Annotated in this window: 20 protein-coding genes; 3 read left to right on the forward strand and 17 right to left on the reverse strand. The window is 72.0% G+C overall.

Features of this window, described 5'->3' with window-relative positions; all coding sequences use genetic code 11:
- Positions 1-125: 125 nt before the first annotated feature.
- The 3 genes from ACZ7HQ_RS07885 to ACZ7HQ_RS07895 all read right to left on the reverse strand — a co-directional run bounded on the left by ACZ7HQ_RS07885 (position 126) and on the right by ACZ7HQ_RS07895 (position 4,954).
- Positions 126-917 (reverse strand): S1 family peptidase, encoded by a 792-nt coding sequence (locus ACZ7HQ_RS07885; protein ID WP_470986172.1) that lies wholly within the window; start codon positions 915-917, stop codon positions 126-128.
- Positions 918-1,138: 221 nt separating this feature from the next.
- Positions 1,139-3,973, reverse strand: coding sequence for an ATP-binding protein (locus ACZ7HQ_RS07890; RefSeq protein ID WP_470986175.1), 2,835 nt, complete (start codon positions 3,971-3,973; stop codon positions 1,139-1,141).
- A gap of 150 nt (positions 3,974-4,123) precedes the next feature.
- Complete coding sequence (locus tag ACZ7HQ_RS07895; RefSeq protein WP_470986178.1) at positions 4,124-4,954, reverse strand: helix-turn-helix transcriptional regulator; 831 nt, start codon at positions 4,952-4,954, stop codon at positions 4,124-4,126.
- Positions 4,955-5,069: 115 nt separating this feature from the next.
- Between ACZ7HQ_RS07895 and ACZ7HQ_RS07900 the strand changes: the two genes are divergently transcribed.
- Complete coding sequence (locus ACZ7HQ_RS07900) at positions 5,070-6,743, forward strand: AMP-binding protein (protein ID WP_470986181.1); 1,674 nt, start codon at positions 5,070-5,072, stop codon at positions 6,741-6,743.
- On the forward strand, positions 6,740-8,332 hold the full coding sequence (locus tag ACZ7HQ_RS07905) for an AMP-binding protein (RefSeq protein ID WP_470986184.1): 1,593 nt from the start codon (positions 6,740-6,742) through the stop codon (positions 8,330-8,332). The genes ACZ7HQ_RS07900 and ACZ7HQ_RS07905 overlap by 4 nt, the downstream gene beginning before the upstream one ends.
- Positions 8,333-8,460: 128 nt before the next feature.
- Here ACZ7HQ_RS07905 and ACZ7HQ_RS07910 read toward each other — a convergent pair whose 3' ends face one another.
- Positions 8,461-9,249 carry a hypothetical protein gene (locus ACZ7HQ_RS07910; protein ID WP_470986186.1) on the reverse strand — a complete coding sequence of 263 codons (789 nt, stop codon included), beginning with the start codon at positions 9,247-9,249 and terminating at the stop codon, positions 8,461-8,463.
- A gap of 258 nt (positions 9,250-9,507) precedes the next feature.
- Between ACZ7HQ_RS07910 and gcl the strand changes: the two genes are divergently transcribed.
- Complete coding sequence (gene gcl, locus ACZ7HQ_RS07915) at positions 9,508-11,295, forward strand: glyoxylate carboligase (RefSeq protein WP_470986189.1); 1,788 nt, start codon at positions 9,508-9,510, stop codon at positions 11,293-11,295.
- A gap of 236 nt (positions 11,296-11,531) precedes the next feature.
- On the opposite strand, the gene ACZ7HQ_RS07920 is transcribed toward gcl, so the two are convergent.
- From ACZ7HQ_RS07920 to ACZ7HQ_RS07980, 13 genes are all read right to left on the reverse strand, one after another.
- On the reverse strand, positions 11,532-11,765 hold the full coding sequence (locus ACZ7HQ_RS07920) for a hypothetical protein (RefSeq protein WP_470986192.1): 234 nt from the start codon (positions 11,763-11,765) through the stop codon (positions 11,532-11,534).
- A 417-nt stretch (positions 11,766-12,182) separates the two neighbouring features.
- Positions 12,183-13,646 carry a catalase gene (locus ACZ7HQ_RS07925; RefSeq protein ID WP_470986194.1) on the reverse strand — a complete coding sequence of 488 codons (1,464 nt, stop codon included), beginning with the start codon at positions 13,644-13,646 and terminating at the stop codon, positions 12,183-12,185.
- Positions 13,647-13,806: 160 nt separating this feature from the next.
- Positions 13,807-14,697, reverse strand: a complete 891-nt coding sequence (locus ACZ7HQ_RS07930) for a 2-hydroxy-3-oxopropionate reductase (protein ID WP_470986197.1) — start codon at positions 14,695-14,697, stop codon at positions 13,807-13,809.
- A 43-nt stretch (positions 14,698-14,740) separates the two neighbouring features.
- Positions 14,741-15,580, reverse strand: coding sequence for a TIM barrel protein (locus tag ACZ7HQ_RS07935; RefSeq protein ID WP_470986200.1), 840 nt, complete (start codon positions 15,578-15,580; stop codon positions 14,741-14,743).
- A gap of 150 nt (positions 15,581-15,730) precedes the next feature.
- The gene (locus ACZ7HQ_RS07940; protein WP_470986202.1) at positions 15,731-16,495 is read right to left on the reverse strand and encodes a hypothetical protein; all 765 of its coding nucleotides are present in this window, start codon (positions 16,493-16,495) and stop codon (positions 15,731-15,733) included.
- Positions 16,496-16,529: 34 nt separating this feature from the next.
- On the reverse strand, positions 16,530-17,042 hold the full coding sequence (locus tag ACZ7HQ_RS07945; protein ID WP_470986204.1) for a hypothetical protein: 513 nt from the start codon (positions 17,040-17,042) through the stop codon (positions 16,530-16,532).
- Entirely contained in the window at positions 17,000-18,289 is a 1,290-nt protein-coding gene (locus ACZ7HQ_RS07950; protein ID WP_470986206.1) for an MCE family protein, read from the reverse strand. The genes ACZ7HQ_RS07945 and ACZ7HQ_RS07950 overlap by 43 nt, the downstream gene beginning before the upstream one ends.
- The gene (locus ACZ7HQ_RS07955) at positions 18,286-19,569 is read right to left on the reverse strand and encodes an MCE family protein (RefSeq protein ID WP_470986209.1); all 1,284 of its coding nucleotides are present in this window, start codon (positions 19,567-19,569) and stop codon (positions 18,286-18,288) included. Before ACZ7HQ_RS07955 ends, ACZ7HQ_RS07950 begins: the two co-directional genes overlap by 4 nt.
- The gene (locus ACZ7HQ_RS07960; protein ID WP_470987126.1) at positions 19,566-20,660 is read right to left on the reverse strand and encodes an MCE family protein; all 1,095 of its coding nucleotides are present in this window, start codon (positions 20,658-20,660) and stop codon (positions 19,566-19,568) included. The genes ACZ7HQ_RS07955 and ACZ7HQ_RS07960 overlap by 4 nt, the downstream gene beginning before the upstream one ends.
- A gap of 11 nt (positions 20,661-20,671) precedes the next feature.
- Positions 20,672-21,880: an MCE family protein gene (locus ACZ7HQ_RS07965; protein WP_470986212.1), complete on the reverse strand. Its 1,209-nt coding sequence runs from the start codon at positions 21,878-21,880 to the stop codon at positions 20,672-20,674.
- On the reverse strand, positions 21,877-22,917 hold the full coding sequence (locus ACZ7HQ_RS07970) for an MCE family protein (protein WP_470986215.1): 1,041 nt from the start codon (positions 22,915-22,917) through the stop codon (positions 21,877-21,879). The genes ACZ7HQ_RS07965 and ACZ7HQ_RS07970 overlap by 4 nt, the downstream gene beginning before the upstream one ends.
- Positions 22,914-24,176: an MCE family protein gene (locus ACZ7HQ_RS07975; protein ID WP_470986217.1), complete on the reverse strand. Its 1,263-nt coding sequence runs from the start codon at positions 24,174-24,176 to the stop codon at positions 22,914-22,916. Before ACZ7HQ_RS07975 ends, ACZ7HQ_RS07970 begins: the two co-directional genes overlap by 4 nt.
- Positions 24,173-24,988: an MlaE family ABC transporter permease gene (locus ACZ7HQ_RS07980; protein WP_470986220.1), complete on the reverse strand. Its 816-nt coding sequence runs from the start codon at positions 24,986-24,988 to the stop codon at positions 24,173-24,175. The genes ACZ7HQ_RS07975 and ACZ7HQ_RS07980 overlap by 4 nt, the downstream gene beginning before the upstream one ends.
- Between the last annotated feature and the right edge of the window lie 2 nt (positions 24,989-24,990).

Raw genomic sequence — 24,990 nt, forward strand, 5'->3', positions numbered from 1 at the left:
AGGGATAGACAACACGGGGGGGGGTGGGGGGGTGGGGGGGGCTTGCGGTTCCCCCCCCCCCCCCCCCCCCCCCCCCCCCCCCCCTGGCATCTACCTGAGGGGTGCTCAGGTGTCCCTCTTCCGGGTTACGAGTTGACCTGCGCGGTCACCAGGTCCGAGAAGGTGGCCAGCCGGGTGTACACACCCGGGTAGCCGGCCTCCGCGCACCCCTCGCCCCAGGAAGTGATCCCTGCCAGGACGCCCCCGATGAGCAGGGGACCGCCGCTGTCGCCCTGGCAGGTGTCTACGCCGCCGGAGGAGTATCCGGCGCACACCATGTCGGACTGGACGTAGTCCGAACCGTAGGAGGAACGGCAGCTGGAGTCGGACACGATCGGGACGGTCGCGGTCCGCAGCTGGTTGGAGGAGCTGCCGTTCTCCGAGGTGGTCCCCCAGCCGAGGATCCGGGCCGTGGTGCCGGCCGCGTACACGCCCGTCTGGGAGGAGGAGACGAACGACGCCGGGGTGTACGGCATCGACGTCGCCAGGGTCAGTACGGCCACGTCGTCGCCCTTGGTGGCGTCCGTGTAGTCCGGGTTGACCCAGATCTTGCTGACCTTGCTGACCGTGCCGTCGGTGCCGTTCAGACTGGTACGGCCGCCGACCACGCGGACACTGCTGGGGGACTCGCCGGCCATGCAGTGCGCGGCCGTCACGACCTTCTTCGCGGCCACGAGCGTGCCGCCGCAGAACTGGTTGCCGGACGCGTCGGTGATCTGCATGACGAAGGGGTACGCCGCCGTCGTGGTGGTCGTACCGCCGACGACGGGCTGCGGGGCGGCGCTCGCCGTGGGGGAGGCGAGCAGCGCGGTCGCCGCTGCGGCGGCGGTGGCCACCAGGGGCGCGGCGGTCTTTCTGGCACGTCTGAGCCCGAACATGAGTCTCCTCAGTGGGGTTGCACCGGTGGGGGGTCGCACGGGTGGTCGAGCACGGGGTGGGGGCACCCCCCTGCTCGGGCGAGGCCGAGAGCTGGGGGAGGGACCGACCCCGTGTGCCCGGGCGAGCGGCACGCCCATTACGCTAGGACCCGGCACCCTCCGCTCCCAATGAGGGAACCCCCTAGGGGGTTGGGTGAGGGAAAACCCTCGGTCCGGTTCAGTTAACTAGGGCCGTGCTCGGCGCGCCCGCGAGCCGCCGCCAATCGGACGATGTCCACGCGGGACCGGATGCCCAGCTTGCGGTAGACCCGGGTCAGGGTCGCCTCGACCGTCTTCACGCTGATGAACAGCCGGGCGGCGATCTCCCGGTTGGTGGCGCCCTCCATGACCAGCGCGGCCACCTGACGCTCCATCGCGGCCAGCACCTGCAGCGCGTCCAGGGCGTCCGGCGTGGCGAGCGGCGCTTCCGGCTCGGGGGCGCTGAGGGATTCGTCGACCTGGCGCAGCCAGGGCAGCGCCCGGCAGCGCCGGAACATCCGGGTGGCCTCGTCGTACGCCCCAAAACCGGGGCGCCTGCCGCGCAGCCGGGCCAGCGCGAACGCGGCCCGGGCCTCCTCGAGGCCGTAGCCGAGCTTGCCCAGCCGGTCCTGAGCGGACGTCAGCTGCGCCACGGCCGCCTCCAGGTCGCCGTGGGCGGCCCGCACCAGGGCCTCGGAGCGGTCCAGGACGGCGAGGACGCTCTCCCGGCCGAGCCTGAGGGCGTGCTCGCGGCTCGCGTCGATGACGTCCTGCGCCTCGGCCGGTTCCCCGATCCGGACCAGTGCCTCGGCGAGATCGCCCTGCCAGCGGCCGCGCGCCGGGTCGGTGATGCCGAGCCCCAGCTCCAGGGTCCGCACCCGGCGCAGCGAGCGGACCGTGCCCGCCGGGTCCCCGGCCACCAACTGGGCGTACCCGAGCGCGCCCAGGGCCCGGGAGAGGTACATCTGGTCGCCGTCCTCCTCGGCGTGCTCCACCGCCTCCCGGGCGAGCGCGAGGGCCCGGTCCACGTCGCCGCCGGAGGCCTCCGCGAGCGAGGTGAGCATCGCCGAGGCGGTCTCGCCGATCCCCGAGTCGCGGGCCAGGCGCAGGCTCTCGCGGGCCAGCTCCAGGGCGCGCCCGCAGTGCCCGGCGCGCAGTTCGGTCTCGGCGAGGCCGCGCAGGAAGTGCACCTCGGACTCGACCGAGCCGCGCCGGCGCACCTCGCGCAGCAGCGCGGTGACCGTCGCCCGGGCCTCGGACAACTGGTCGCCCATGACCAGCCAGCGGAACCGGGCGCTGCCCGCCCCGTTGTGGTGCCAGGCCACCCTCGGGTCCTGGGGCTCCTTGAGGGCGCGTTTGATGGTCCGGGGCGCCTCCGGGTGGCCCATCAGGGTCTCGGTCTGCGCCTGGAAGGCCAGCGAGAGCAGTTCGGTGCGCCGGTCCCCACCGCGGGCGGCCAGTTCGGCGGCGTGCGCCGCGGCCTCGCGGGCCTCGGTGAAGTCGCCCTCCACGATCAGCGCCCGCCAGGCCAGCTGGTAGTGCACCAGGGCCAGCAGCCGGGGGTCGTCGTCGGCGTCGGCGAGGGCCTGCGGGAAGACGGCGTCGACCTCGGCCATGGTGTGGCCGGCGCTGTCGATGACGATGATCCAGGCCCGGACCCGGTCGGCGGGTACGGTCGCCCGGGCGAGCACCTCACGGGCGATGTCCCGGGCCAGGTCGATCTCGCCCGCGGTGATCGCGTCCTCGGCGGCCAGCAGCCGGCGCTCCTCCTGGCTGGGCGTCCCGTCGGCCGGGGTGTGCCGGGCGGCCAGCAGTCCCAGATGGGCGGCGACCGAGGGGGCGCCGCGGTCCCGGGCGAGGGTGGCGGCCTCGGCGAGCCGGGCGGCGACCTCCGGGTCGGTGCCGGTGGTGGCGAGGGCCAGGTGCCGGGCCCGTTCGATCGGGTCGGAGGCGGCCGTGGACAGGGCCGCGTGTGCGGCCCGCCGCTCGTGCGCGGGTGCCTCCGCGTACAGCGCGGCGGATATGAGGGGGTGGGCGAAGCGTACGGCCGGGGCGTCGGGCTCGGTGGCCAGCAGCCCGAGTTCGGCGGCCTGGGCGCACTCGGCCTCGGCGTTGGTCCGGCCGGCCGCGTGCAGCAGCGCCGGGGTGGGGCGCGCACCGGCGCTGGCCACCAGGAGGGTGCGGCGGGCCTCGACGGAGAGCATGTCCAGACGGCTGAGCACCAGCGCGCGCAGACTGGTCGGCACCGGCAGCGGCTCGCCCGGCCGGGGCGGGGTGGGGCTGTCGGCGAGGGCCCGGCCGAGTTCCAGGGCGAACAGCGGGTTCCCGCCCGACGTGCGGTGGATCTCGCGGACCGTGGAGCGGGGCAGGCCGCCGTGGCCCCGGTGGTCCAGCAGCTGGGCGACCTGGGCGCGGGAGAGCGGGCCGAGCCGGACCGCGAGGGTGCCGGGCGGGCAGGAGCGCAGGTGCCCGTCGTACTCCCGGCTCTCCTGGCCCTCGGTGCGCACCGCGCACAGCAGCTGCACCGGGGTGCCCTCCAGGCGCCGGGCGGCGAAGCCGAGCAGCTCGGCGCTGGCCGGGTCCAGCCACTGCAGGTCGTCGGCGACGACGAGGACCCCGCCCCGCGCGGCCAGCGCGCGCAGCGCCGAGAGCACCGCGAGGCGCAGGGCGAGGCCGTCGCGCAGCAGGCTGGACTCGCCGCGGCCGGTGAGCGCCGACTCCAGGGCGGTGCGCTGGGCCACCGGCAGCCGGGGGGCGACGTCGTCGAGGACCAGGCCGAGGAGGTCGGCGAGGGCGAGGAAGGGGAGGTGGGATTCGGACTCGGTGGCCGAGCAGCGCAGGACGGTCCGCGCGGTGGCGCCGTATTCCTCGGCCAATGCCCGCAGGACGGTGGATTTCCCTATTCCGGCGGGGCCGTGGAGCAGCACACTGCCGCCCGAGGCGAGTTGGTCACGGGCGCCGGCGAACAGATCCCCGCGGCCGATGACCAGGTCGGGGCGGCAGCTGGCAGGCTCCTGGAAGTCCCGTCGCACGGTCACCGCTCCCCTCATGTCGTGTCCGGGCCAAATTCTAGGCAACGATCCTGCAAATTCGGACGGAAGCCGTGGTGAGGGAAATAACAAACGGTCAAGCACAGGGAAATTCAAGGTGCTCCCGCTTGAATGGGCAGGTTTCCTCACCGCCTCGCCTCACGGCAGCAGCCCCGCCCTGCGCGCCGCGGTCACCGCCTCCCCTCGGGTGTGCGCGCCCAGCTTCCGCATCGCCGAGCGCAGATAGCCCTTGACCGTCTCCGGGCGCAGGCCCAGCCGCTCGGCCACGGACGCGTTGGTCGCTCCCGCCGCCACCCAGGACAGCACGTCCAGTTCGCGCGGCGCCAGAGTCGTGCCCCCGGCCGGGCGCGGTACGGTCAGCAGCCCGCACGCGGCCAGCAGTTCCGCGCGCAGCTCCGGGTCGGCGATCCGGGGCGCGAGCGCGCGCAGCGCCGCGTGCGCCTCACGGACCTGCTCCCAGCCGGCGCCCCGCGCGGCTCCGGCGGGCTCCGGCCGGGCCGCCGCCAGCAGGCACCGCGCCTCGTCCCGCACCACCAGGGCCTGCTCCACGTCCCGCGCCACGGCCATCGCCGCGCCCAGCGTGCGGTCGCCGAGCGGCTGGGCCGAGCGCAGCGCGCCGTAGAGCACCCCGCGCACCCGGCGCCGTACCACCACGGGCACGGCGACGACCGAGCGGATCCCCTCGGCGGCCACCGGGACGTCGTACTCGTGGCTGATCTGCCGGGAGCTGGAGTAGTCCGTCACCGCGCACGGCCGGGCCAGCGCCACCGCCTTGCCGCCCAGACCGTTGCCGGAGGTCACCGCGAGCGAGCGCAGGGCGGCCGTCGTCGTACCGCTCAGCTGACTGATCCGGATCTGCGGCCGTCCGGACTCCACCAGCCCCCCGAAGGCGACGGGAAGCCCCGTGGCGTGCCGCAGCCGGGCGAGCGCGCCGCCGATCTCCACCGTCCCCGCCGCATCTGCCGTCACCTCTGCGCTCCTTCTGCCGTCCCCACCCCCGTTCGGGGGTAGTGAGACCTGCATCACGGATTAGACGATGCCAGAGAGCCGCCCGGCAATGGTCCGGTACAGCGAGGAGGACAGGATGACGACGGCGACCGAGTCGTTCCGCGGGGCCCGGGACTTTCTGCTGGCGCACCGCGAGGACTATGCCACCGCCTACGAGGGCTTCGCCTGGCCCCGGCCCGCGCAGTTCAACTGGGCGCTGGACTGGTTCGACGTGATCGCCGCGGGGAACGGGAGGACCGCGCTGCACATCGTCGAGGAGGACGGCGCCGAGACGCGGCTGTCCTTCGCCGAGATGTCCGAGCGGTCGAACCGGGTCGCCGGGTGGCTGCGCGCGCGGGGTGTCGCCGCCGAGGACCGGATCCTCGTCATGCTCGGCAACCAGGCCGAGCTGTGGGAGACCGCGCTGGCCGCGATGAAGCTGCGGGCCGTCGTCATCCCGGCCACCCCGCTGCTCGGCCCGGCCGACCTGCGCGACCGGGTGGACCGGGGCCGGGTCAAGCACGTGATCGCGCGGGCCGGGGACACCGCCAAGTTCGCCGACGTACCCGGCACCTACACCCGGATCTCGGTCGGCGGCCTGCCCGAGCAGGGCTGGGAGCCGTACGAGGACGCGTACACCGCTCCCGCCGAGTTCCTGCCCGACGGCCCGACCCTGGCCGACGACCCGCTGATGCTCTACTTCACCTCCGGTACGACCGCCCGCCCCAAGCTGGTCGAGCACACCCACACCTCGTACCCGGTCGGGCACCTCGCCACCATGTACTGGATCGGCCTGAAACCGGGCGACGTGCACCTGAACATCTCCTCGCCGGGCTGGGCCAAGCACGCCTGGTCCAATCTGTTCGCGCCGTGGAACGCCGAGGCGACCGTCTTCCTCTTCAACTACACACGCTTCGACGCGGCCCGCCTGATGGCCGAGATGGACCGGGCGCAGGTGACCACCTTCTGCGCCCCGCCGACCGTGTGGCGCATGCTCATCCAGGCCGACCTGAGCCTCCTCGCCAGCCGGCCCCGCGAGGTGGTGGCCGCCGGTGAGCCGCTCAACCCCGAGGTCATCGAGCAGGTCCGGCGGGCCTGGGGCGTCACCATCCGGGACGGCTTCGGGCAGACCGAGACCGCCGTGCAGGTCTCCAACAGCCCCGGCCAGCCGCTGAAGACCGGCTCCATGGGCCGCCCGAGCCCCGGCTACCGGGTGGAGCTCCTCGACCCGGTCTCCGGCGCGCCGGGCGCCGCAGAGGGCGAGATCGCCCTCGACCTGTCCGAGCGGCCGGTCGGGCTGATGACCGGCTACCACGGCGACCCCGACCGCACGGCGGAGGCGATGGCGGGCGGTTACTACCGCACCGGGGACATCGGCCGCAGGGACGAAGACGGATATGTCTTCTATGTCGGTCGAGCGGATGATGTCTTCAAGGCCAGTGACTACAAGATCAGCCCCTTCGAGCTGGAGAGCGTGCTGCTGGAACACGAGGCGGTGGCCGAGGCGGCCGTCGTCCCCGCGCCGGACGAGGTGCGGCTCGCGGTGCCGAAGGCGTACGTCGTCCTCGCCGAGGGCTTCGAGCCCGGCCCCGACACGGCCAAGGTCATCTTCGAGCACTCCCGCCGGGTGCTCGCCCCCTACAAGCGCATCCGCCGGCTGGAGTTCGGCGCGCTGCCCAAGACCGTCTCCGGCAAGATCCGCCGGATCGAGCTGCGCGAGGCGACGGCCCAGGGTTCGGACGGCGAGTACCGCGAGGAGGACTTCCGGTGACCGCCGAACTGTCGTACACGCACGGGACCGGTTCCACCGCCCTGCTCGGGGACACCATCGGGGCCAGCCTCGACCGGGCCGTGGCCGCCTGGCCGGACCGCGAGGCGCTGGTCGACGTGCCGTCGGGGCGGCGCTGGACGTACGCGGAATTCGGCGCGGCGGTCGAGGAGCTGGCGCAGGCGCTGCTCGCGAGCGGGGTCGCCAAGGGCGACCGGGTGGGGATCTGGGCGGTCAACTGCCCGGAGTGGGTCCTGGTCCAGTACGCCACCGCCCGCGTCGGCGCGATCATGGTGAACCTCAACCCGGCCTACCGCACCCACGAGGTCGAGTACGTGCTGGGGCAGGCCGGGATCTCGCTGCTGTTCGCCTCCCTGAGCCACAAGAGCAGCGACTACCGGGCGATGGCCGAGCAGGTGCGCGGCAGGTGCGCGGCGCTGCGCGAGGTCGTGTACATCGGCGACCCGAGCTGGCAGGCGTTGCTCGAACGGGGCACCGGTGACGCCCCGTACGAGGAACTGTCCTGCGACGACCCGATCAACATCCAGTACACCTCGGGCACCACGGGCTTCCCGAAGGGCGCTACGCTCTCCCACCACAACATCCTCAACAACGGCTATTTCGTAGGGGAGTTGATCGCCTACACCGAACAGGACCGGGTCTGCCTCCCGGTCCCCTTCTACCACTGCTTCGGCATGGTCATGGGCAACCTCGCCGCCACCTCGCACGGCGCCTGCATGGTGATCCCGGCCCCGTCCTTCGAGCCCGGGGCCACCCTGGCGGCGGTGCAGCAGGAGCGCTGCACGTCCCTGTACGGCGTCCCGACCATGTTCATCGCCGAGCTGAACCTCCCCGACTTCGCGACGTACGACCTCTCCTCGCTGCGCACCGGCATCATGGCCGGCTCGCCGTGCCCGGTGGAGGTGATGAAGCGGGTCGTCGCCGAGATGCACATGGAGGAGGTCTCCATCTGCTACGGCATGACCGAGACGTCGCCGGTGTCGCTGCAGACCCGCAGGGACGACGACCTGGAGCACCGCACGGGCACCGTCGGCCGCGTCCTGCCGCACCTGGAGGTCAAGGTCGTCGACCCGGCCACCGGGGTCACCCGGCCGCGCGGTGCGGCGGGGGAGCTGTGCACCCGTGGCTACAGCGTGATGCTCGGCTACTGGAACGAGCCGGAGAAGACCGCCGAGGCCGTCGACGCGGGCCGCTGGATGCACACCGGGGACCTGGCGGTGATGCGTGAGGACGGCTACGTCGAGATCGTCGGACGGATCAAGGACATGATCATCCGGGGCGGCGAGAACATCTACCCGCGCGAGATCGAGGAGTTCCTCCACGCCCACCCCAAGATCAGGGACGTCCAGGTCGTCGGGGTGCCGCACGAGAGGTACGGCGAGGAGGTCCTCGCCTGTGTCGTCCCGCACGAGGCGGCCGACCCGCTCACGCTGGAGGAGCTGCGGGCCTTCTGCCAGGACCGGCTCGCGCACTACAAGATCCCGAGCAGGCTCCAGATCCTCGAATCCTTCCCGATGACGGTGTCCGGAAAGGTGCGCAAGGTCGAACTGCGGGAGAAGTACCGGGTGTGAAACGGCCGTCAGCGAGCATCCGTCCAGTGCTCGACGGCGGCCCCCGGCGAGCGCGCTGTCGGCGGCACACTCGTCCGGGGGCCGTCGGGGAACGCCCGGTGCCGGCGGCGCCGGCCGGGTCCGCCGTGTCAGCCGTGTCCGTCGTGTGACCGGGTCCCCGGGCCGGGTGCGCCCGTGGCGTCCAGGGTGCCGGCCGGGCCGTTCACCGGCTGCGGGACGCCCGCGAGGTCGAGGACGAACAGCGGGATGCCGAGGGAGTCCGCACCGGCCCGCGCGTCGTCGGTGTAGCCGGCGAGGGAGAAGTACACACAGCGCGCGGACTCCGTCATCGCCGTCAGCCACAGGCACTCCACGTCCCGCGGCGCCGCCGGGCGCACGGTCGGGTCCACCTGTGCGAGGAGCCCGTGGGCGGCGAGCCCGATGCCGTTCGGGGGCCGCTGGTCGGCGCGTCGGATGTCCTGATAGCCGAGCCAGCGCAGATAGAGCGCGGCAACCGTGACGGCGTCGCGCGCGGTGCGGATGGCCCGCGACCGAAAGACGGGACGACGGCCGGGCGGCCCCGCGTCGCCGGGCGCGGTGGCAGCGCGGGGGGCCGTCTGGGACGGCTCGGGCGCCGAGGCCGGCGTTCGGAGGTCTGCCGGGGGCGGCTCGGCCGGTGTCCGGGTCACCGGGATGCGCAGGATCGTGCCGCAGGAGCAGCCCAGTTCCGGGTGGGGCCACTGGCCCAGGCGCCCGCAGGCGGCGCACGGCACGCTGATCCACTCGTCGTCCCAGGCACGGTGTGCCGTCACGGCCGGCTCGGCGGCCGGATCCAGCCGCGGGGCCGTGGGCGCGCCGCACGCGCACGGATACACCGGCGCGGTGTACACGTGCGCGCGCCCGCAGGCCGGGCAGCGCACCGGCACGGTCTCGGGCATGGCCCACCCCCAGGCGTCGCGTCGGAACAGTCGCGTCGGACAGCGGCCCCATCGTCCTCCTCCTCCACCCCGCTTGTCCGGCGCTTGCCCGGTCTCGCCTGTCCTGGCCTCTCTTGACGGCAAGGGCGCGCGCTTCTACATTGCTTCCAGATAGTAGAAGTTCAATTCCGTAATGCGGAATTTTGACAACGCTGGAGACTGTGCTCACCGCGGGGCGCGAGGGGAGTACGCATCCGACAGCCGAAGCAGGAGTACTCGATGGCTCGTATGACCGCTGCCCGCGCGGCAGTTGAGATCCTCAAGCGCGAGGGCGTCACCGACGCCTTCGGTGTGCCGGGCGCGGCGATCAACCCGTTCTACAAGGCGCTCAAGGAGGGGGGCGGCATCAGCCACACCCTCGCCCGCCACGTCGAGGGCGCCTCGCACATGGCCGAGGGGTACACCCGCACCAAGCCGGGCAACATCGGTGTCTGCATCGGCACCTCCGGCCCGGCCGGCACCGACATGATCACCGGCCTGTACTCGGCCATCGGTGACTCCATCCCGATCCTGTGCATCACGGGCCAGGCGCCCACCCACGTGATCCACAAGGAGGACTTCCAGGCCGTCGACATCGCGTCGATCGCCAAGCCGGTCACCAAGATGGCGGTCACCGTCCTGGAGGCCGCGCAGGTCCCCGGCGTCTTCCAGCAGGCCTTCCACCTGATGCGCTCCGGCCGTCCCGGCCCGGTCCTGATCGACCTGCCGATCGACGTCCAGCTCACCGAGATCGAGTTCGACCCGGAGACGTACGAGCCGCTGCCCGTCTACCGGCCGGCCGCGACCCGCGCCCAGATCGAGAAGGCGATCTCCTTCCTGCTGGCCTCCGAGCGTCCGGTCATCGTCGCGGGCGGCGGCGTCATCGGCGCCGACGCCGCCGGCCTCCTGGTGGAGTTCGCCGAGCTGACCCAGACCCCGGTCATCCCGACCCTGATGGGCTGGGGCGCGCTGGCCGACGACCACGAGCTGAACGCCGGCATGGTCGGCGTCCAGACCTCGCACCGGTACGGCAACGCGAACTTCCTGGAGTCCGACTTCGTCCTCGGCATCGGCAACCGCTGGGCCAACCGCCACACCGGCTACAAGCTCGACGTCTACCGCGGCGAGCGTAAGTTCGTGCACGTCGACATCGAGCCCACCCAGATCGGCAAGATCTTCCCGCCGGACTACGGTGTCGTCTCCGACGCCAAGGCCGCGCTGGAGCTGTTCATCGAGGTGGCCAAGGAGCTGAAGGCGGCGGGCAGGCTGCCGGACCGCGCCGACTGGGTCGCCTCGACGCAGGAGCGCAAGGCCAGTCTCCTGCGCCGTACGCACTTCGACAACGTGCCCATGAAGCCGCAGCGCGTCTACGAGGAGATGAACAAGGCCTTCGGCCCGGACACCCGGTACGTCACCACGATCGGCCTCTCCCAGATCGCCGGCGCCCAGATGCTGCACGTGTACAAGCCGCGGCACTGGATCAACTGCGGCCAGGCGGGCCCGCTCGGCTGGACCATCCCGGCCGCGATCGGCGTCGCCAAGGCCGACCCGGAGTCCCCGGTGGTCGCGCTGTCCGGCGACTACGACTTCCAGTTCCTGATCGAGGAGCTGGCGGTCGCCGCCCAGCACAGGATCCCGTACGTCCACGTCCTGGTGAACAACGCCTACCTGGGCCTGATCCGTCAGGCGCAGGCCGGCCTGGACATCAACTTCCAGGTCAACCTGGAGTTCGAGAACATCAACGCGCCGGAGCTCGGCGTCTACGGCGTAGACCACGTCAAGGTCGCCGAGGGCCTCGGCTGCAAGGCGATCCGGGTCACCGAGCCGGACCAGCTGGGCGCGGCCTTCGAGCAGGCGAAGAAGCTGGCCGCCGAGTACCGGGTGCCGGTCGTCGTCGAGGCGATCCTGGAGCGGATCACCAACATCTCGATGAGCCGCACCATGGACATCAGCGACATCACCGAGTGGGAGGACCTGGCCACCGAGCCCGGCCACGCCCCCACGTCGATCAAGCCGCTGAAGGTCTGACACCGTCACCGACACGAAAGGGCGGCCCGTCCATCAGGACGGGCCGCCCTTTCGCATTCCCCCGTGGTGCCCCCGTGGCATCCCCCGTCGTGGGGCCCGCCGCCCCCGTGCCGGCGGGCCCCGCTGCCCGTAATCTGCCCGGTCCTGAGGGCGGTTGATACCCCTTCCGCCGTGTTCAGAGCTTGATTTGAGCATGACGTAGTCCGCCTACGACCGCTGCGGTACGCCCGCCCGCGCTACAGCTCGTGCTCCGACAGCCCCGGCCAGTCGTCGGGGCCGCCGCCCTGCCACTCGATGAGGTCGCTCTCCTCCACCTCGATCCGGTCCAGATCGGCCAGCCGGAGGATCTCCACGACGTCGTCCAGGTGCGAGGCGATCCCCAGGATCACGTCCCCCTCGGTGACCCGCCGGGACCCGTCCAGCGCCGGGGAGTGGACCACGATGTGCGGGTAGTGCGTCGGATTGCCCATGCCCTCAGCGTCCTGCGGATACGGCATCCCCGCACGCCGGGCCCGGGCCGCGTCCGGACAGCACGAAGCGCTCCCCCTGGCCGGGGGAGCGCTTGGTGTCCGTATGGTGACCGTCCGACGGCGCGAGGCTGGGCGCGACAGGTCGTTCGCGCCGCCGGACGGAGCGGGTGGCCCCCGGTAGGGGGCTGGGTGGGACCGCGGCGGATGCGAGGGAGCCGGGGCCCCTTCCCTCTGGTCGAGAAGGGGACTCGGTCCTTCACCACCGCACTGGCTCGCACGCCGCCACGGTCCTCGCCCTGCCCGCGCCCACCGCCGTACGACCACCCCTCATCCGGGTCGTACGGCGTGCCGCGCGGGCCGCGTGCGGTGATCATGACCTCCCGTCAGATCCCGTACGCTGCTTGCGGGTTGCTGGTCTCAGTCCTCGCGCAGGGCGCGGACCGCCGCCTCCACGCGCTTGCCGTACTCGGGGTCGGCGGCGTGGAAGTGGGCCAGGTTCTTCTCGATCACGTCGTCGCGGGAGACCTGCGACAGGCCGCCGGCGATGTTCGCGATCAGGCGGGACTTCTCCTCCTCGGACATCAGGCGGTACAGCTCGCCCGCCTGGAAGAAGTCGTCGTCCTTGGTGTGGAGAGGGGCCTCGTGGGTGCCCGTGTGGCCCGTCACCGCGAAGGGGGCCGACAGGGGGCGGCCGGTCTCCGCGGGGCCGTCGTAGGAGTTCGGCTCGTAGTTCTTGGCGCCCCGGCCCTGGCCGTTGACCGCCATGAAACCGTCGCGGCCGTAGTTCTGGGCACCGCCGGCGACCGCCTTCGGGGCGTTGACCGCCAGCTGGGTGTGGTTGACACCCAGGCGGTAGCGGTGCGCGTCCGCGTAGGCGAACAGCCGGCCCTGGAGCATCTTGTCCGGGGACGGGCCGATGCCGGGCACGAAGTTGTTCGGCGAGAACGCGGCCTGCTCGACCTCGGCGAAGACGTTGTCCGGGTTGCGGTCCAGCACCAGGCGGCCGACCCGCTGCAGCGGGTAGTCCTTGTGCGGCCACACCTTGGTCAGGTCGAACGGGTTGAAGCGGTAGTCCGCCGCCTCGGCCGCCGGCATGATCTGGACGTACAGGGTCCAGGACGGGTGCACGCCCCGCTCGATGGCCTGCAGCAGGTCCGTCTGGTGGGAGTTGGCGTCCCGGCCCACGAGCTCCGCCGCCTGCTCGCTGCTCAGCGAACGGATGCCCTGGTTCGTCTTGAAGTGGTACTTGACGAAGAAGGCCTCGCCCTCGGCGTTCGTCCACTGGTACGTGTGCGAGCCGTACCCGTTCATGTGCCGGTACGACGCCGGGATGCCGCGGTCGCCCATCAGCCAGGTCACCTGGTGCGTGGCCTCGGGGGCGTGCGCCCAGAAGTCCCAGACGTTGTCCGGCTCCTGGCGGCCCGTGAACGGGTCGCGCTTCTGCGAGTGGATGAAGTCGGGGAACTTGATCGGGTCCTTGATGAAGAACACCGGGGTGTTGTTGCCGACGAGGTCGTAGTTGCCCTCCTCGGTGTAGAACTTCACCGCGAAGCCCCGCGGGTCGCGGACGGCGTCCGCGCCACCGAGGGAGTCGGCGACGGTGGAGAAGCGCAGGAACACCTCGGTGCGCTTGCCGATCGCGCTCAGGAAGTCGGCGTGGGTGTAGCCGGTGACGTCGTCCGTCACCTCGAAGTGGCCGTACGCGCCGGAACCACGGGCGTGCACCACGCGCTCCGGGATCCGCTCGCGGTTGAAGCGCGCGAGCTTCTCCAGGAGGTGCTGGTCCTGGAGCAGGAGCGGGCCGCCTACGCCGGCCGAGGCGGAATTCTGGTTGTCGGCGACCGGGGCGCCGGACTCTGTCGTGAGCACGCGCTTCGACATCGTGGACCTTCCGTGCGGGTGTCAGCGGAAACCTGTTTCCGCTTTGTGGAGCCTAAAAGTGGGCGGACTGGGCGTCAACAGTTTGTTGAAGGTGAATCCGGGCCGCGGCGCCGCCTGGGCGCGACAGGACAGGTGTCAGCGGCGCCGCGGCCCGGAAGTCTCAGAGCTGTGCGCCGGAGAGGCGCTCGACCGCACGCAGCAGGGCCGAGTGGTCCAGACCGCCGTCGCCCTGGGCGCGCAGCGAGGCGACCAGCTGGGCGACCACGGCACCGACCGGCAGGGCGGCGCCGACGTTGCGGGCGGCGTCGGTGACGATGCCCATGTCCTTGTGGTGCAGGTCGATGCGGAAGCCCGGCTTGAAGTCGCGGCCCAGGAAGTTGTCCTTCTTCCGCGTCAGCACGGTCGAGCCGGCCAGCCCGCCGTTGAGGACGTCGAGGGCGGCCTGCAGGTCCACGCCCGACTTCTCCAGGAAGACCACGGCCTCGGCGCACGCCTGGATGTTCACGGCGACGATCAGCTGGTTGGCCGCCTTCACGGTCTGGCCGGAGCCGTGCGGGCCGCACAGCACGATGGTCTTGCCCAGCGCGTCGAAGATCGGCTTGGCCTGGTCGAAGTCGGCCCGCTCGCCGCCGACCATGATCGACAGTACGGCCTCGATGGCGCCGGCCTCGCCGCCGGACACCGGGGCGTCGAGGACCCGGATGCCCTTGTCCTTGGCGGCGGCGGCCAGGTCGACGGAGGTCTGCGGGGTGATCGAGGACATGTCGATCACCAGGGAGCCCTGCGGCGCGTTCTCCAGGATGCCGTCCGGGCCGTAGGCGATGGCCTCGACCTGCGGGGACGCGGGCACCATCGTGATGACCACGTCGGCGTCGCGCACGGCTTCGGCGATCGAGGAGGCGACCGTGCCGCCGGCGGCGGCCAGACGGTCCAGCTTCTCCTGCTCCAGCGTGAAGCCGGTGACGTCGTAACCCGCCTTGATCAGGTTTTCGGACATGGGGGAGCCCATGATGCCGAGGCCGATCCAGGCGATCTTGGGGAGGTTGCTCATGATTCGGGGTGCCTCTCTCAACTGCTGTGCAAAGTCAGGGGGTTCAGCGGGCGGCGCGTGCCTCGCGCGGGAGCCAGTCGAAGGCCTCGGCGCTCGGGCGGTCGCCGGCCTTGTACTCCAGGCCCACCCAGCCGTCGTAACCGGCCTTCGTCAGCTGGTCGAGCAGCTCCTCCAGCGGGAGTGAACCCGTCCCGGGGGCGCCGCGGCCGGGGTTGTCGGCGATCTGCACATGGCCGGTCTTCGCCGCGTACTGTTCGATGACCGACGGCAGGTCCTCGCCGTTCATGGACAGGTGGTACAGGTCCATCAGGAACTTGGCGTTCCCGAGGCCCGTCGCCTCGTTGACCTTGTCCACGATCTCGATCGCCTTGGGCGCGCTCACGATCGGGCACTTCGGCGACTCGGGCTCGTTGAGGGCCTCGATCAGGATGGTCCCGCCGGCCCGGCCGACGGCCCGGGCCGCGAGGACCAGGTTCTCCAGGGCGAGGGCGTCCTGCTCGGCCGGGTCCACGCCGTCGGCGCGGTTGCCGTACAGGGCGTTGAACGTCGTGCAGCCGAGGGACTGGGCGAAGCCGATGGCCACGTCGATGTTGGCGCGGAACCTCTCCGACTCCTCACCGGGGACCGACAGGGCGCCGCGGTCCGGGCCCGGCAGCTGTCCGGCGTAGAAGTTCAGACCCGTGAGCTGGACGCCCGCGTCCTCGATCGCCTTCTTCAGGGCGTCGAGCTCGGACTGCTCGGGGGTGGGGGAGTCGACCCAGGGCCACCACAGCTCGACCGCCGTGAAGCCCGCCGCGGCGGCGGCCGCGGGGCGCTCCAGGAGCGGGAGTTCCGTGAAGAGGATCGACAGGTTGACGTTGAAGCGCTGGTCTGCGAATCCCACGGGGACGGCGCTCCCTTCCCTGTAATTCCGTATTGCGGAAGTTCGTTTCTGCTTAATGGAAGAGTGCCTGGGAGTGGGGAGGACTGTCAAGAGAGCCCACGAAAAAGTGCCCCCGCGCGTACTGCGCGGGGGCACCGGGGGCGGGCCTGGTCAGAGGGCGTCGACGCCGCTCACCTTCCAGCCGCCGGAGGTGCGGGTGAGCGTCATCCGCACCCGGTTCAGGTCCAGACGCGGTCCGGGGACCTGTGTGCTCTCGGTGACCTGGTTGACGAAGAGCAGGACGACGGCCCTGTCCGGTCCGGCCGACACGACGGAGACCGCCGGGGCGCCGCCGTCGCCGGGTGCGGCCACGGTCGCCCTCACCACGCCGTGGTACTTCGCCGCGGTCGGCGCGACCACCTTGTGCGTGGTCCTGCCGTACTGGTCGCGGAAGTGCCCGGTGAGCAGGGCACGGGCGCGGGCGAAGTCCCGGTCCAGGTGCCGGTAGTCGTACGACAGCACGACCGGCGCCGCCTTCCGCGCGGCCGCGAGGGCCTCGTGGCGGGCCTGCTCCGCCTGTCGCCCCTGCCGGTACTGCCATCCGAGGACGGCGGCCACGACCAGGGCCGCCACCAGGACGACGCCCAGCACCGCGGTGAGCGGGAGCCGCCAGGCCCGGTGCCCGGACGCACCCTCGTCCGGCGCCTCGGACGACTCGGGTGACCGGGGCGGCTCGGGCTCCGGCGGGTCCTCCCAGCCGTTCGCCGGGGGCTCGACGAGCACGGTGCGGCCGGGGGGAGTCTCCTCCGCCCGGCGGGCACCGGGCTCGGGGAGCGCCGGCCGCCCGGCGCGCTTGGCCGCCGCGCGGGCGGCCGCGGTCAGGGTGCGGCGGGCCGGGGAGCCGGTGCCGCGGGTGCGGGTGGTCGGGTTCGCCACGGTGTCTCTCCTCACTGAGGGCCTCAACGGTGGCTCAGCCCACGAACGCGACGTCGGAGGTCAGCCAGCGGCCGCCCACGCGCACGAGATCGAGCTGGAGCCGGTAGGTGCGCGCCTGGCCCTCGGGCGCGGCGGTGTTGGTCACCTTGCTGTCGGCCACGACCAGGACCCGGGCCGAGCGTGCGTCGCAGCGCACGATGCCCGCTTCCAGCACCTGCCCCTCGGACACCGACTTGTTCCGCGCGACGAGCTTCGTCAGCTGCGCGGTCTGCGCCGCGAACTGCTTCCTGAAGCCGCCGGTGGCGCCCTGCAGCACGGTGCGGCTGTCCCGGCCGTAGTGCCGGTAGTCGAGCGAGGTGAAATTGAGCGCCGACTGGCGGGCCGCCGCCAGGACCTCCTGCCGGTTCTGTTGCGCCTCGCGCTGGTCGGCCACCTCCAGGCCCAGCCAGACACCCAGCACGGTCGTCAGCACGGTCGCGGCGGCGAGCCCCGCCGACAGCAGCCTCACGCGCCCCCCTCTGATGCCATCGGTCCCACGAGCAGCCATTGCCACGACTCCTTTCCGAACACGCTCTGTTCGCCGCCCGTCGAGCCGATCTCGGCGGGCGTGCCGTCCGGGCCGGTCACGGTGCCGGTCTCCGGGTCGTACGGGGCCACGAACGCGGCCTGGTTCGCGCCGTGCGAACCGGCCGTCGCGCCCGGGGCGTTCTGCGCACCGCGCACCGAGGTCGTGCCGCCGCGCGGTGCCGTGCAGCGCGCGCCGGTGTTCGCCGGGCGCGTGCCGGTGTCGGCCGGGTCGCGCCGCCGGGTGCCGTAGCCCCGGGTGCACGCGGGCGGGTCGCCGGCGTTCACGGTCAGCCCGAAGTGGAAGGTGCCGTCGCCGGGGACGACCGTGTAGCTGCCCGCGACGGTGAGCGGGAGCGTGACCAGCGCCTGCTCGACGCCGGGCAGCCGGGCCACCGTGATCTGGCCGCCGCTGACGAGGTTGGCCAGCAGGACCGGCACGTGCGGCCGCGTGGACCTCAGCAGGGAGTCGACCTCCTGCGTGGCGGGCACCGTGTTGCCGATCAGCCGGCGCAGATCCCCGTCGCTCGACTTCAGCTGCGCGGTCAGCTCGGCCAGGTCGCGGGCGAACGACCTGATGGCCGAGCCCTGCTCCGCCTGCGTCCTGAGCACCTTGCGCGAGTCCTCGATCAGCGAGGTCGTCTCCGGGAGCGACGCGGACGCCGACTCCACCAGGGCGTTGCCGGAGTCCACCAGGCGGCTCAGGTTCGGTCCGGTGCCGGCGAAGGCCTTGCCCAACTCGTCGACGGTGACGCGCAGATCGTCCCTGCCGACCGAGTTGACCAGCCGGTCGAGGCTGAGGACCAGGTCGGTCACCGGCAGCGGGGTCCGGGTGCGGTTGCGCGGGATCGGACTGCCGTCCCTGAGGTACGGCCCACCCGTCCCGCGCGGCTGCAGGTCGACGTACTGCTCGCCGACCGCCGACCGGTCGGCGACCACCGCCAGCGTGTCGGCCGGGATCCTCGGGGCGCCGTCCTCGATCTTCAGCGCCACCGCGACCCCCGAGCCGGTCAGCCGCAGAGCGCCCACGCGGCCCACCGGCACACCGCGGTAGGTGACCTCGGCGCCGGGGAAGACGCCCCCGGACTCGGCGAAGTCGGCACGCACGGTGTAACCGCGGTGCAGGACGTCGTCCACCAGGCCCGTGTACCGGGCGCCGACGTAGGACACCCCGAGTGCGGTGACGGCCGCGAAGGCGAGCAGCTGGGCCCTGAACGTACGTGTGATCACGGCAGTATCCCCTTCAGCATCAGCTCGGCGAGGCCGAGGTCGATCCCGGGCGGGAGGCGATGTGCGTCGTCCCCGGTGCCGTAGGCCGCGGTGCACACCGGCGGGCACAGCAGGGTGCTGCCGTCGGAAGGCTTCGAGGGCGCGGGGGGCACGGGGGGCACCGACGGGGTGCCGGGCACCGACGGAGTGCCCGGCAGGGACGGCAGGGGGGTGGGAGCGGGGACGTGGGGAAGACCCGGTGTCCTGGGCGCCGGGGACTTCCCGCCCTTGCCCGGCTTGCCCGTGACGTTGCCGTAGAGGTCCGCCAGGTCGAGGTCGGCGGTGATCCTCAGGTTGACGTAGTCGCCCTTGACGGCGTCGGCGGCGCTGCGCGGGAAGGGGTAGGTGGTGAGCAGTTCCAGGGAGTTGGGCAGGTCGTCGCCCGCCTTGTTCAGCTGCTGCAGGATCGGCTGGAGCTGCTTCAGGTCGGCGACGGTGTCGTCCCGGGAGGCGTTCACCACCCTGGTGCCGGTCCTGCCGAGCCCGGCCAGCGCGGTGAGCATCCTCGTCAGGTCCCGGCGCTGGTCGGCCAGGGCCTTCAGGGCGGGTGGCAGGGTGTCGACGGCCTGGGCGATCGTCTTCTTCTCCTTCTTCAGCCGCTTCGCCAGCCGGTCGACGCCCTCGAGCGCGCGCACGATCTGCGCCCGCTGGTCGTCGAGGCCGCCGAGGAACGTGTCGAGCTGTTTCAGCAGGGCCCTGACCCGGTCCTCACGGCCGTCGAGGGCCCTGTTCAACTCGACGGTGATCGTCTTCAGCTGGGCCACTCCGCCGCCGTTGAGCAGCGCGGACAGGGCCGACAGCACCTCCTCGACCTCCGGGTTGCGGCCGCTGCGCGAGAGCGGGATCCGGTCGCCGTCGCGGAGCCGCCCCACGGGCGCGGTGCCGGTCGGCGCGGACAGGGCCACGTACTTCTCGCCGAGCATGCTGGTCTGCCTCAGGTCGGCGACCGCGTTGCCGGGCAGCCTCACCGAGTCCGCGATCCTGAGCCGCACGCGCGCGTGCCAGCCGTCCAGCTCCACCTTCTCGACCGTGCCCACCGTCACGTCGTCGACCTTGACCGCCGACTGCGGCACCAGGTCCAGGACGTCCCGGAAGTCGACGGTGACGTGGTAGGCGTGGCCGTCCGAGGCGGCGCCGCCGGGCAGCGGGACGTCGTACCAGCCGTTGAACTCACAGCCGGTCAGCATGAGCGAGCCGGCCGCCGTCCAGGCGGCCACCCGCCCCCAGCGCCGCACGCTCATGCCGGTGCCCCCAGGATTCCGCCGAGGGTCTTGTCGACCGTGCCCGTGCCCGTCGGGGCCGACGGCACCTCCGGCAGGGAACCGAAGAGCTTCTTCAGCCCCGCACACCGGCCGTGGTCGTCTCCGGTGGTCCTGAGGATCGAGCAGAGCAGGGACGCCGGGTCCTGCGCGGTCTGCGCGTTGTTGCGGGTGTCGAGGGTGCCGGCGCCCGGGTTGTAGGCGTTCTGCAGGTTCGACAGGCCCGTGGGGGCGACGGTCAACAGCTCCTCCAGTGCGGCGCGTTGGCTGACGAGGACCTCGGTGACCCTGGCCAGGCCCCGGACGTCGGAGGTCAGCGCCTTCTTGTTGCCCTTCACGAAGCCGGACACGTCGCCGAGCGCCGCGGCCAGGTACTTCAGCGCGGCCGCGAGATCCTTGCGCTCCCCGGCGAGCTGCCCGGCCACGTCGGCGAGGTCGGTGTTGAACGACCGCACGCTCTGGTCGTCCGCCGCCAGGGCGGCCGTGAAGACCTGCAGGTTCCGTACGGTCCCGAACAGGTCGCCGCGCCCGTGGGACAGCGTGGTGACCGCCTGGGAGAGGTCCTCGACCGTCTGGTTCAGGTTCTTGCCCTGCCCTCGCAGGTTGTCGGCGCTCACCCCGAGCAGCCGGGACAGCGAGCCCTCCTTGTTGGCTCCGTCCGGTCCGAGCGCCACCGCGGTGGTGTGCAGGCTGTCGAAGATCCGGTCCAGTTCGACGGGGACGGCCGTACGGGACTCGGGGATCACGTCGCCGTCCCGCATGACCGCGCCCTTGCGGTACACCGGCAGCAGCTGCACATAACGGTCGCTGACCACCGAGGAGTTGACGATGGCGGCCTGCGCGTCGGCGGGGACCTTGCGGCCCCGGTCGTACTCCAGCTCCACGCGGACCCGGCCGCCGTCCGGCGTGATCCTCCTGACCTCGCCGATGCGGACGCCGAGGACGCGGACGTCGGAGCCGGGGTAGATGCCGACGGTGCGCGGGAAGTACGCCGTGACGCGCACGGGGGCGGAGCGCGGCCACAGCACGACGGCGAGCGCCACGACGACGGCGAGCGCGGTGAACAGGGCCAGGAGTCTGCGGATCACCGGGTCCCTCCCGTCCGTGGCACGACCGGGGCGGCGACGAGGTTCTGGACGTAGGAGTCGAACCAGCGGCCGTTGCCGAGGGTGTTGGTGAAGAGCCGCACGTAGGGCGCCATCAGCTGGACGCTGCGATCGAGGCTCGCCTGATTGCGTTCGAGCATCTTCACGAAGGTGTTGAGGTTCTTCAGGGCGGGTCCGATCTCCTTGCGGTTGTCGTCGACCAGCCCGGACAGCTCGATGCCCAGCAGCGCGGAACTCCTGAGCAGCTGGTGGATCGCGGCGCTCCTCCTGCCGATCTCCCGGAACAGCGCGTCGCCGTCCTTCACCAGCGCGGAGAAGTCCTTCGTATGGCCGGCCAGCACCTTGGTCACTCCGTTCGCGTGGTCGAGGAGCCCGCGCAGCGCGCTGTCACGGGAGGCGACCGTCCGGGAGATCCGCGACAGTCCCGTGATCGACGCCCGCACCTCCGCGGGCGAGTCCTGGAAGGCGAGGGAGATCGTGTCCAGCGCCTTCGCGAGCCGGCCCGTGTCGACCTCCTCGGTGGTGGTCGTCAGGTCGCTGAAGGCCTGGACGACGTCGTACGCCGACACGGTCCGCCCGAGCGGGATCTCGCTGCCCGGACTCAACTGCCCCGGTCCCCTGGGGGAGAGGGCCAGGTACTTCGCACCGAGGATCGTCCTGACCCGGATCGACGCGCCCGTGTCGGTGCCGAACGCCGGGTCGCCCTTCACCTTGAAGGTGACCTTGACGTGGTCGCCGTCCAGGCCGACGTCCTCGACCCTGCCGACCTTGACACCGGCGATCCGCACCTCGTCGCCCGGCTTGAGCCCGCCCGCCTCCGAGAAGGCCGCGCTGTAGGTGTCGCCGCCGCCGATCAGCGGCAGGCTGTCGGCGTTGAAGGCGGCGACCGTGAGCAGCGCGAGGACGGTGAGGCCGACGGCACCGACGACGACCGGATTGCTCCCCCACTGCCTGAAGGGCGTGGGAGATGCCCCCACACGGAACGGCTTCAGGCGCGGGCGCCGCAGCCGGATCCGGGGCAGTGCGGGCGGCAGGACACGTACCTTCACCAGGGGTTCGGGGCGGGCCTTGCGCTGCGGCAGCCGGGGCAGCCGGGGCAGCCTCGGCGGACCCGGCAGCTTCGGCGGCAGGACGCGCACCTTCACCAGGGGCTCAGGACGACGCTGCCGTGGGACACGGGGACTCATCCGCCACACCTCGCCCGTGCCACGTGCAGCTCCGGGGTGAGCACCTGCTTCGTCCTCGGCAGCACGATCCGGCCGTCGAAGTCGCAGAGGTAGAAGTTGAACCAGGAGCCGTAGGAGGCCGTCCCGGTCAGCTTGTCGAGTTTGTTCGGCAGCCGCTTCAGGACGCCCTCCACGGTGGTCTCGTTCTTGTTCAGCGTTCCGGTGAGATCGCCGAGGCCGGTGATGTCGGCCTTCAGCGGTGGACGGGCGTCCTTCAGCAGCCCCGACGTGACGTCCGCGAGGTCGCCGATGCTCGTCAGGGACTGCCCGATGGGCTTGCGGTCGGCGGACAGTCCCGAGATCACCCGGCGCAGCTGCGTCAGCAGCCCGGAGAAGCGGGCGCCGCGCTTGTCGAGCGTCTGCAGCACGGTGTTGAGGTTGTCGATCACCGAGCCGATCAGCTGGTCGCGGTCGGCGAGGGTGGTGGTGAGCGAGGCCGTGTGCACGAGCAGGCTGTTCACCGTGCCGCCCTCGCCCTGCAGGGTCTTGATGATCTCGGTGGCGAGCTGGTTGACGTCGCTCGGGCTGAGCGCGGCGAACAGCGGCTTGAAACCGTTCAACAGGGCGTTGAGGTCCAGCGCCGGCTGGGTCCGGGACAGCGGGATGGTGCCGCCGGGCCGCAGTCGCCTCGTGCCGTCGCCGGGGCCCTCGGTGAGCGCGACGTACCGCTGCCCGACCAGGTTGCGGTAGCGGACGACCGCGTGGGTGCCCGCGAGCAGCGGCCGGTCGGAGGTGACGGTGAACGTGACCTCGGCCAGCGTCCGGTCCTTGATCCGGATGTCCTCGACCTCCCCGACCCGGACTCCGGCCACCCGGATGTCGTCGCCGCTCTCCAGCCCGGTCACGTCGCTGAACACCGCGTGGTAGGTGTCGTTGGGGGTGAAGGAGACGTTGACGATGGTGGCGGCGAGCAGCGCCGTCGCCGTGATCGTGACCAGCGCGAAGAGGCTGAACTTGATCAGTGGCCCGGCGGTCTGCCGGGCTCCTGCCCCGCTCATGCGACACTCACCGCCGTTCCGCGTGCGAGCGGCCCGAACAGCAGGGTCGCGACGGGCGGCACCTCGTCCGCGGGGACGCCCATGACGGGGGCCACGAGCGAGCCGACGGCCCGCTGCTCGGCCGCGGTGGCGGACACGTCGACACCTCCGGGGAGTGCGCCGCCCGAACCCCGGGCGGACGTACCGTCGTTGAGATGGGGTTTCGGCCCGGGTACCGGCGGATGCGGCAGGCCGCGGCAGTCCGGGCCCGACCGCTCGCCGTAGACCGGCTCCTCACCGGGCCGGTACGCCCCCTGCGGCCGGACGGCTTCGAGGGTGATCCGCATCTCCCCGCCCCGGAACGCGTCCTGCGACGCCTGCTCCTGCCGGACCAGGCCCTGGAACAGGCACGGGTACTCGGGGGAGTAGCGGGCGAACAGCTCCAGCGTGGGGCGGGAGACCCGGCCCAGGGTGATCAGCCGGTCGCCGTTCTCGGCGAGGAAGCCGTTCGCCGTGCCCGCCGCGGCGGCGGTCGAGCGCAGCCCCGCGGCCAGCTGGTCCTGCTTCGCCACGATCGTCCGGCTGGTGGTGACCGTGTTGCGCAGGATCCGCATCAGGTCGGGCGCGGCGTCGCCGTACACCTCGGCGACGTCGGCGAAGCGCGCGATGTCCTCCTTCAGCGACGGCAGGTGCGGGTTGAGGCGGCGCAGATAGTCCCCGACCCAGGTGAGGTTGCCGCCGATCCGGTCGCCGCGGCCCTCGAGCGCGGTGGCGAACGCCGAGAGCGTGGCGTCGAGTTCACCGGGCCGCACGGTCCGCAGCAGGGGCAGCAGGTCGTTCATCAGCTGCTGCACCTCGATACCGGCCTCCGTACGGTCCTGGGTGATGACGTCCCCGGCGCGGATGGGACGAGCCGAGGACCGCTGCGGCGCCACGAGGTCGACGTACTTCTCGCCGAACAGCGTCTTGGGCAGCAGACGGGCCCGCACGTCGGAGGGGATGTCCGTGACGTACTGCGGCTTGAGCGCGATGTCGAGCGTCGCCCTGGTGCCGTCGGCGTGCACCTCGCGCACCTCACCCACGAGCAGGCCGCGCAGTTTGACATCGGCGCGCGGATCCAGCTGGTTGCCGAGGGTGCCGGCCCGCAGGGTGATCGGTACGACGGTGGTGAACGCCTGCTGGTACACGGCCACCGCGAGCGACAGCAGCAGCGCGAGCACGGCGAGGAACGCGATGCCGTACAACCTGAGTCTCCATGGACGTGTGCGCACCGCTCTCACCCCGCGATCCGTACGGTCGTGTTGGCGCCCCAGATCGCGAGGCTCAGGAAGAAGTCCAGGACGTTGACGGCGACGATCGACGTCCGCACCGCCCGGCCCACCGCGACGCCGACCCCCGCGGGGCCGCCGCTCGCGTGGTAGCCGTAGTAGCAGTGCACCAGGATGATCAGCACGGCGAAGACGATCACCTTGCCGAAGGACCACAGGACGTCCACCGGCGGCAGGTACTGGTGGAAGTAGTGGTCGTAGGTGCCCGTCGACTGCCCGTAGTAGCCGGTCGTGATGGTGCGTGCGGCCAGGTACGACGACAGCAGCCCGATCACGTACAGCGGGATCACCGCGACGAAGCCGGCGATCATCCGCGTCGTCACCAGGAACGGCAGCGACGGGACGCCCATCACCTCCAGCGCGTCCGTCTCCTCGCTGATACGCATCGCACCGAGCTGCGCCGTGAAGCCGGCGCCGACCGTCGCGGACAGGGCGAGTCCGGCCACCAGCGGGGCGATCTCCCGGGTGTTGAAGTACGCCGACAGGAACGCCACGAAGTTGGAGGTGCCGAGCTGGTTGAGGGCCGCGTAGCCCTGGAGGCCGACCTCCGTGCCGGTGAAGAAGGACAGGAAGGCGATCACGCCGACCGTGCCGCCGACCACGGCGAGCGCACCGCGCCCGAAGCTCACCTCGGCGAGCAGCCGCAGGATCTCCTTCTTGTAGCGGCGCAGGGTGCGGCCGGTCCATGCCAGCGAACGGCCGTAGAAGGTGAGTTGGGTGCCCAGCTCCTCCAGGGAGCGCAGGGGGCGATCGAGAGGTCCCATCG

This window comes from Streptomyces sp. NPDC037290 (assembly GCF_055603245.1).

Coding starts and splice junctions, on each gene's coding strand:
- ACZ7HQ_RS07885 (WP_470986172.1), bottom strand. CDS start 917: ATGTTCGGGCTCAGACGTGCCAGAAAGACCGCCGCGCCCCTGGTGGCC.
- ACZ7HQ_RS07900 (WP_470986181.1), top strand. CDS start 5,070: ATGACGACGGCGACCGAGTCGTTCCGCGGGGCCCGGGACTTTCTGCTG.
- ACZ7HQ_RS07910 (WP_470986186.1), bottom strand. CDS start 9,249: ATGCCCGAGACCGTGCCGGTGCGCTGCCCGGCCTGCGGGCGCGCGCAC.
- gcl (WP_470986189.1), top strand. CDS start 9,508: ATGGCTCGTATGACCGCTGCCCGCGCGGCAGTTGAGATCCTCAAGCGC.
- ACZ7HQ_RS07920 (WP_470986192.1), bottom strand. CDS start 11,765: ATGGGCAATCCGACGCACTACCCGCACATCGTGGTCCACTCCCCGGCG.
- ACZ7HQ_RS07925 (WP_470986194.1), bottom strand. CDS start 13,646: ATGTCGAAGCGCGTGCTCACGACAGAGTCCGGCGCCCCGGTCGCCGAC.
- ACZ7HQ_RS07930 (WP_470986197.1), bottom strand. CDS start 14,697: ATGAGCAACCTCCCCAAGATCGCCTGGATCGGCCTCGGCATCATGGGC.
- ACZ7HQ_RS07945 (WP_470986204.1), bottom strand. CDS start 17,042: ATGGCTGCTCGTGGGACCGATGGCATCAGAGGGGGGCGCGTGAGGCTG.
- ACZ7HQ_RS07955 (WP_470986209.1), bottom strand. CDS start 19,569: ATGAGCGTGCGGCGCTGGGGGCGGGTGGCCGCCTGGACGGCGGCCGGC.
- ACZ7HQ_RS07965 (WP_470986212.1), bottom strand. CDS start 21,880: ATGAGTCCCCGTGTCCCACGGCAGCGTCGTCCTGAGCCCCTGGTGAAG.
- ACZ7HQ_RS07970 (WP_470986215.1), bottom strand. CDS start 22,917: ATGAGCGGGGCAGGAGCCCGGCAGACCGCCGGGCCACTGATCAAGTTC.
- ACZ7HQ_RS07980 (WP_470986220.1), bottom strand. CDS start 24,988: ATGGGACCTCTCGATCGCCCCCTGCGCTCCCTGGAGGAGCTGGGCACC.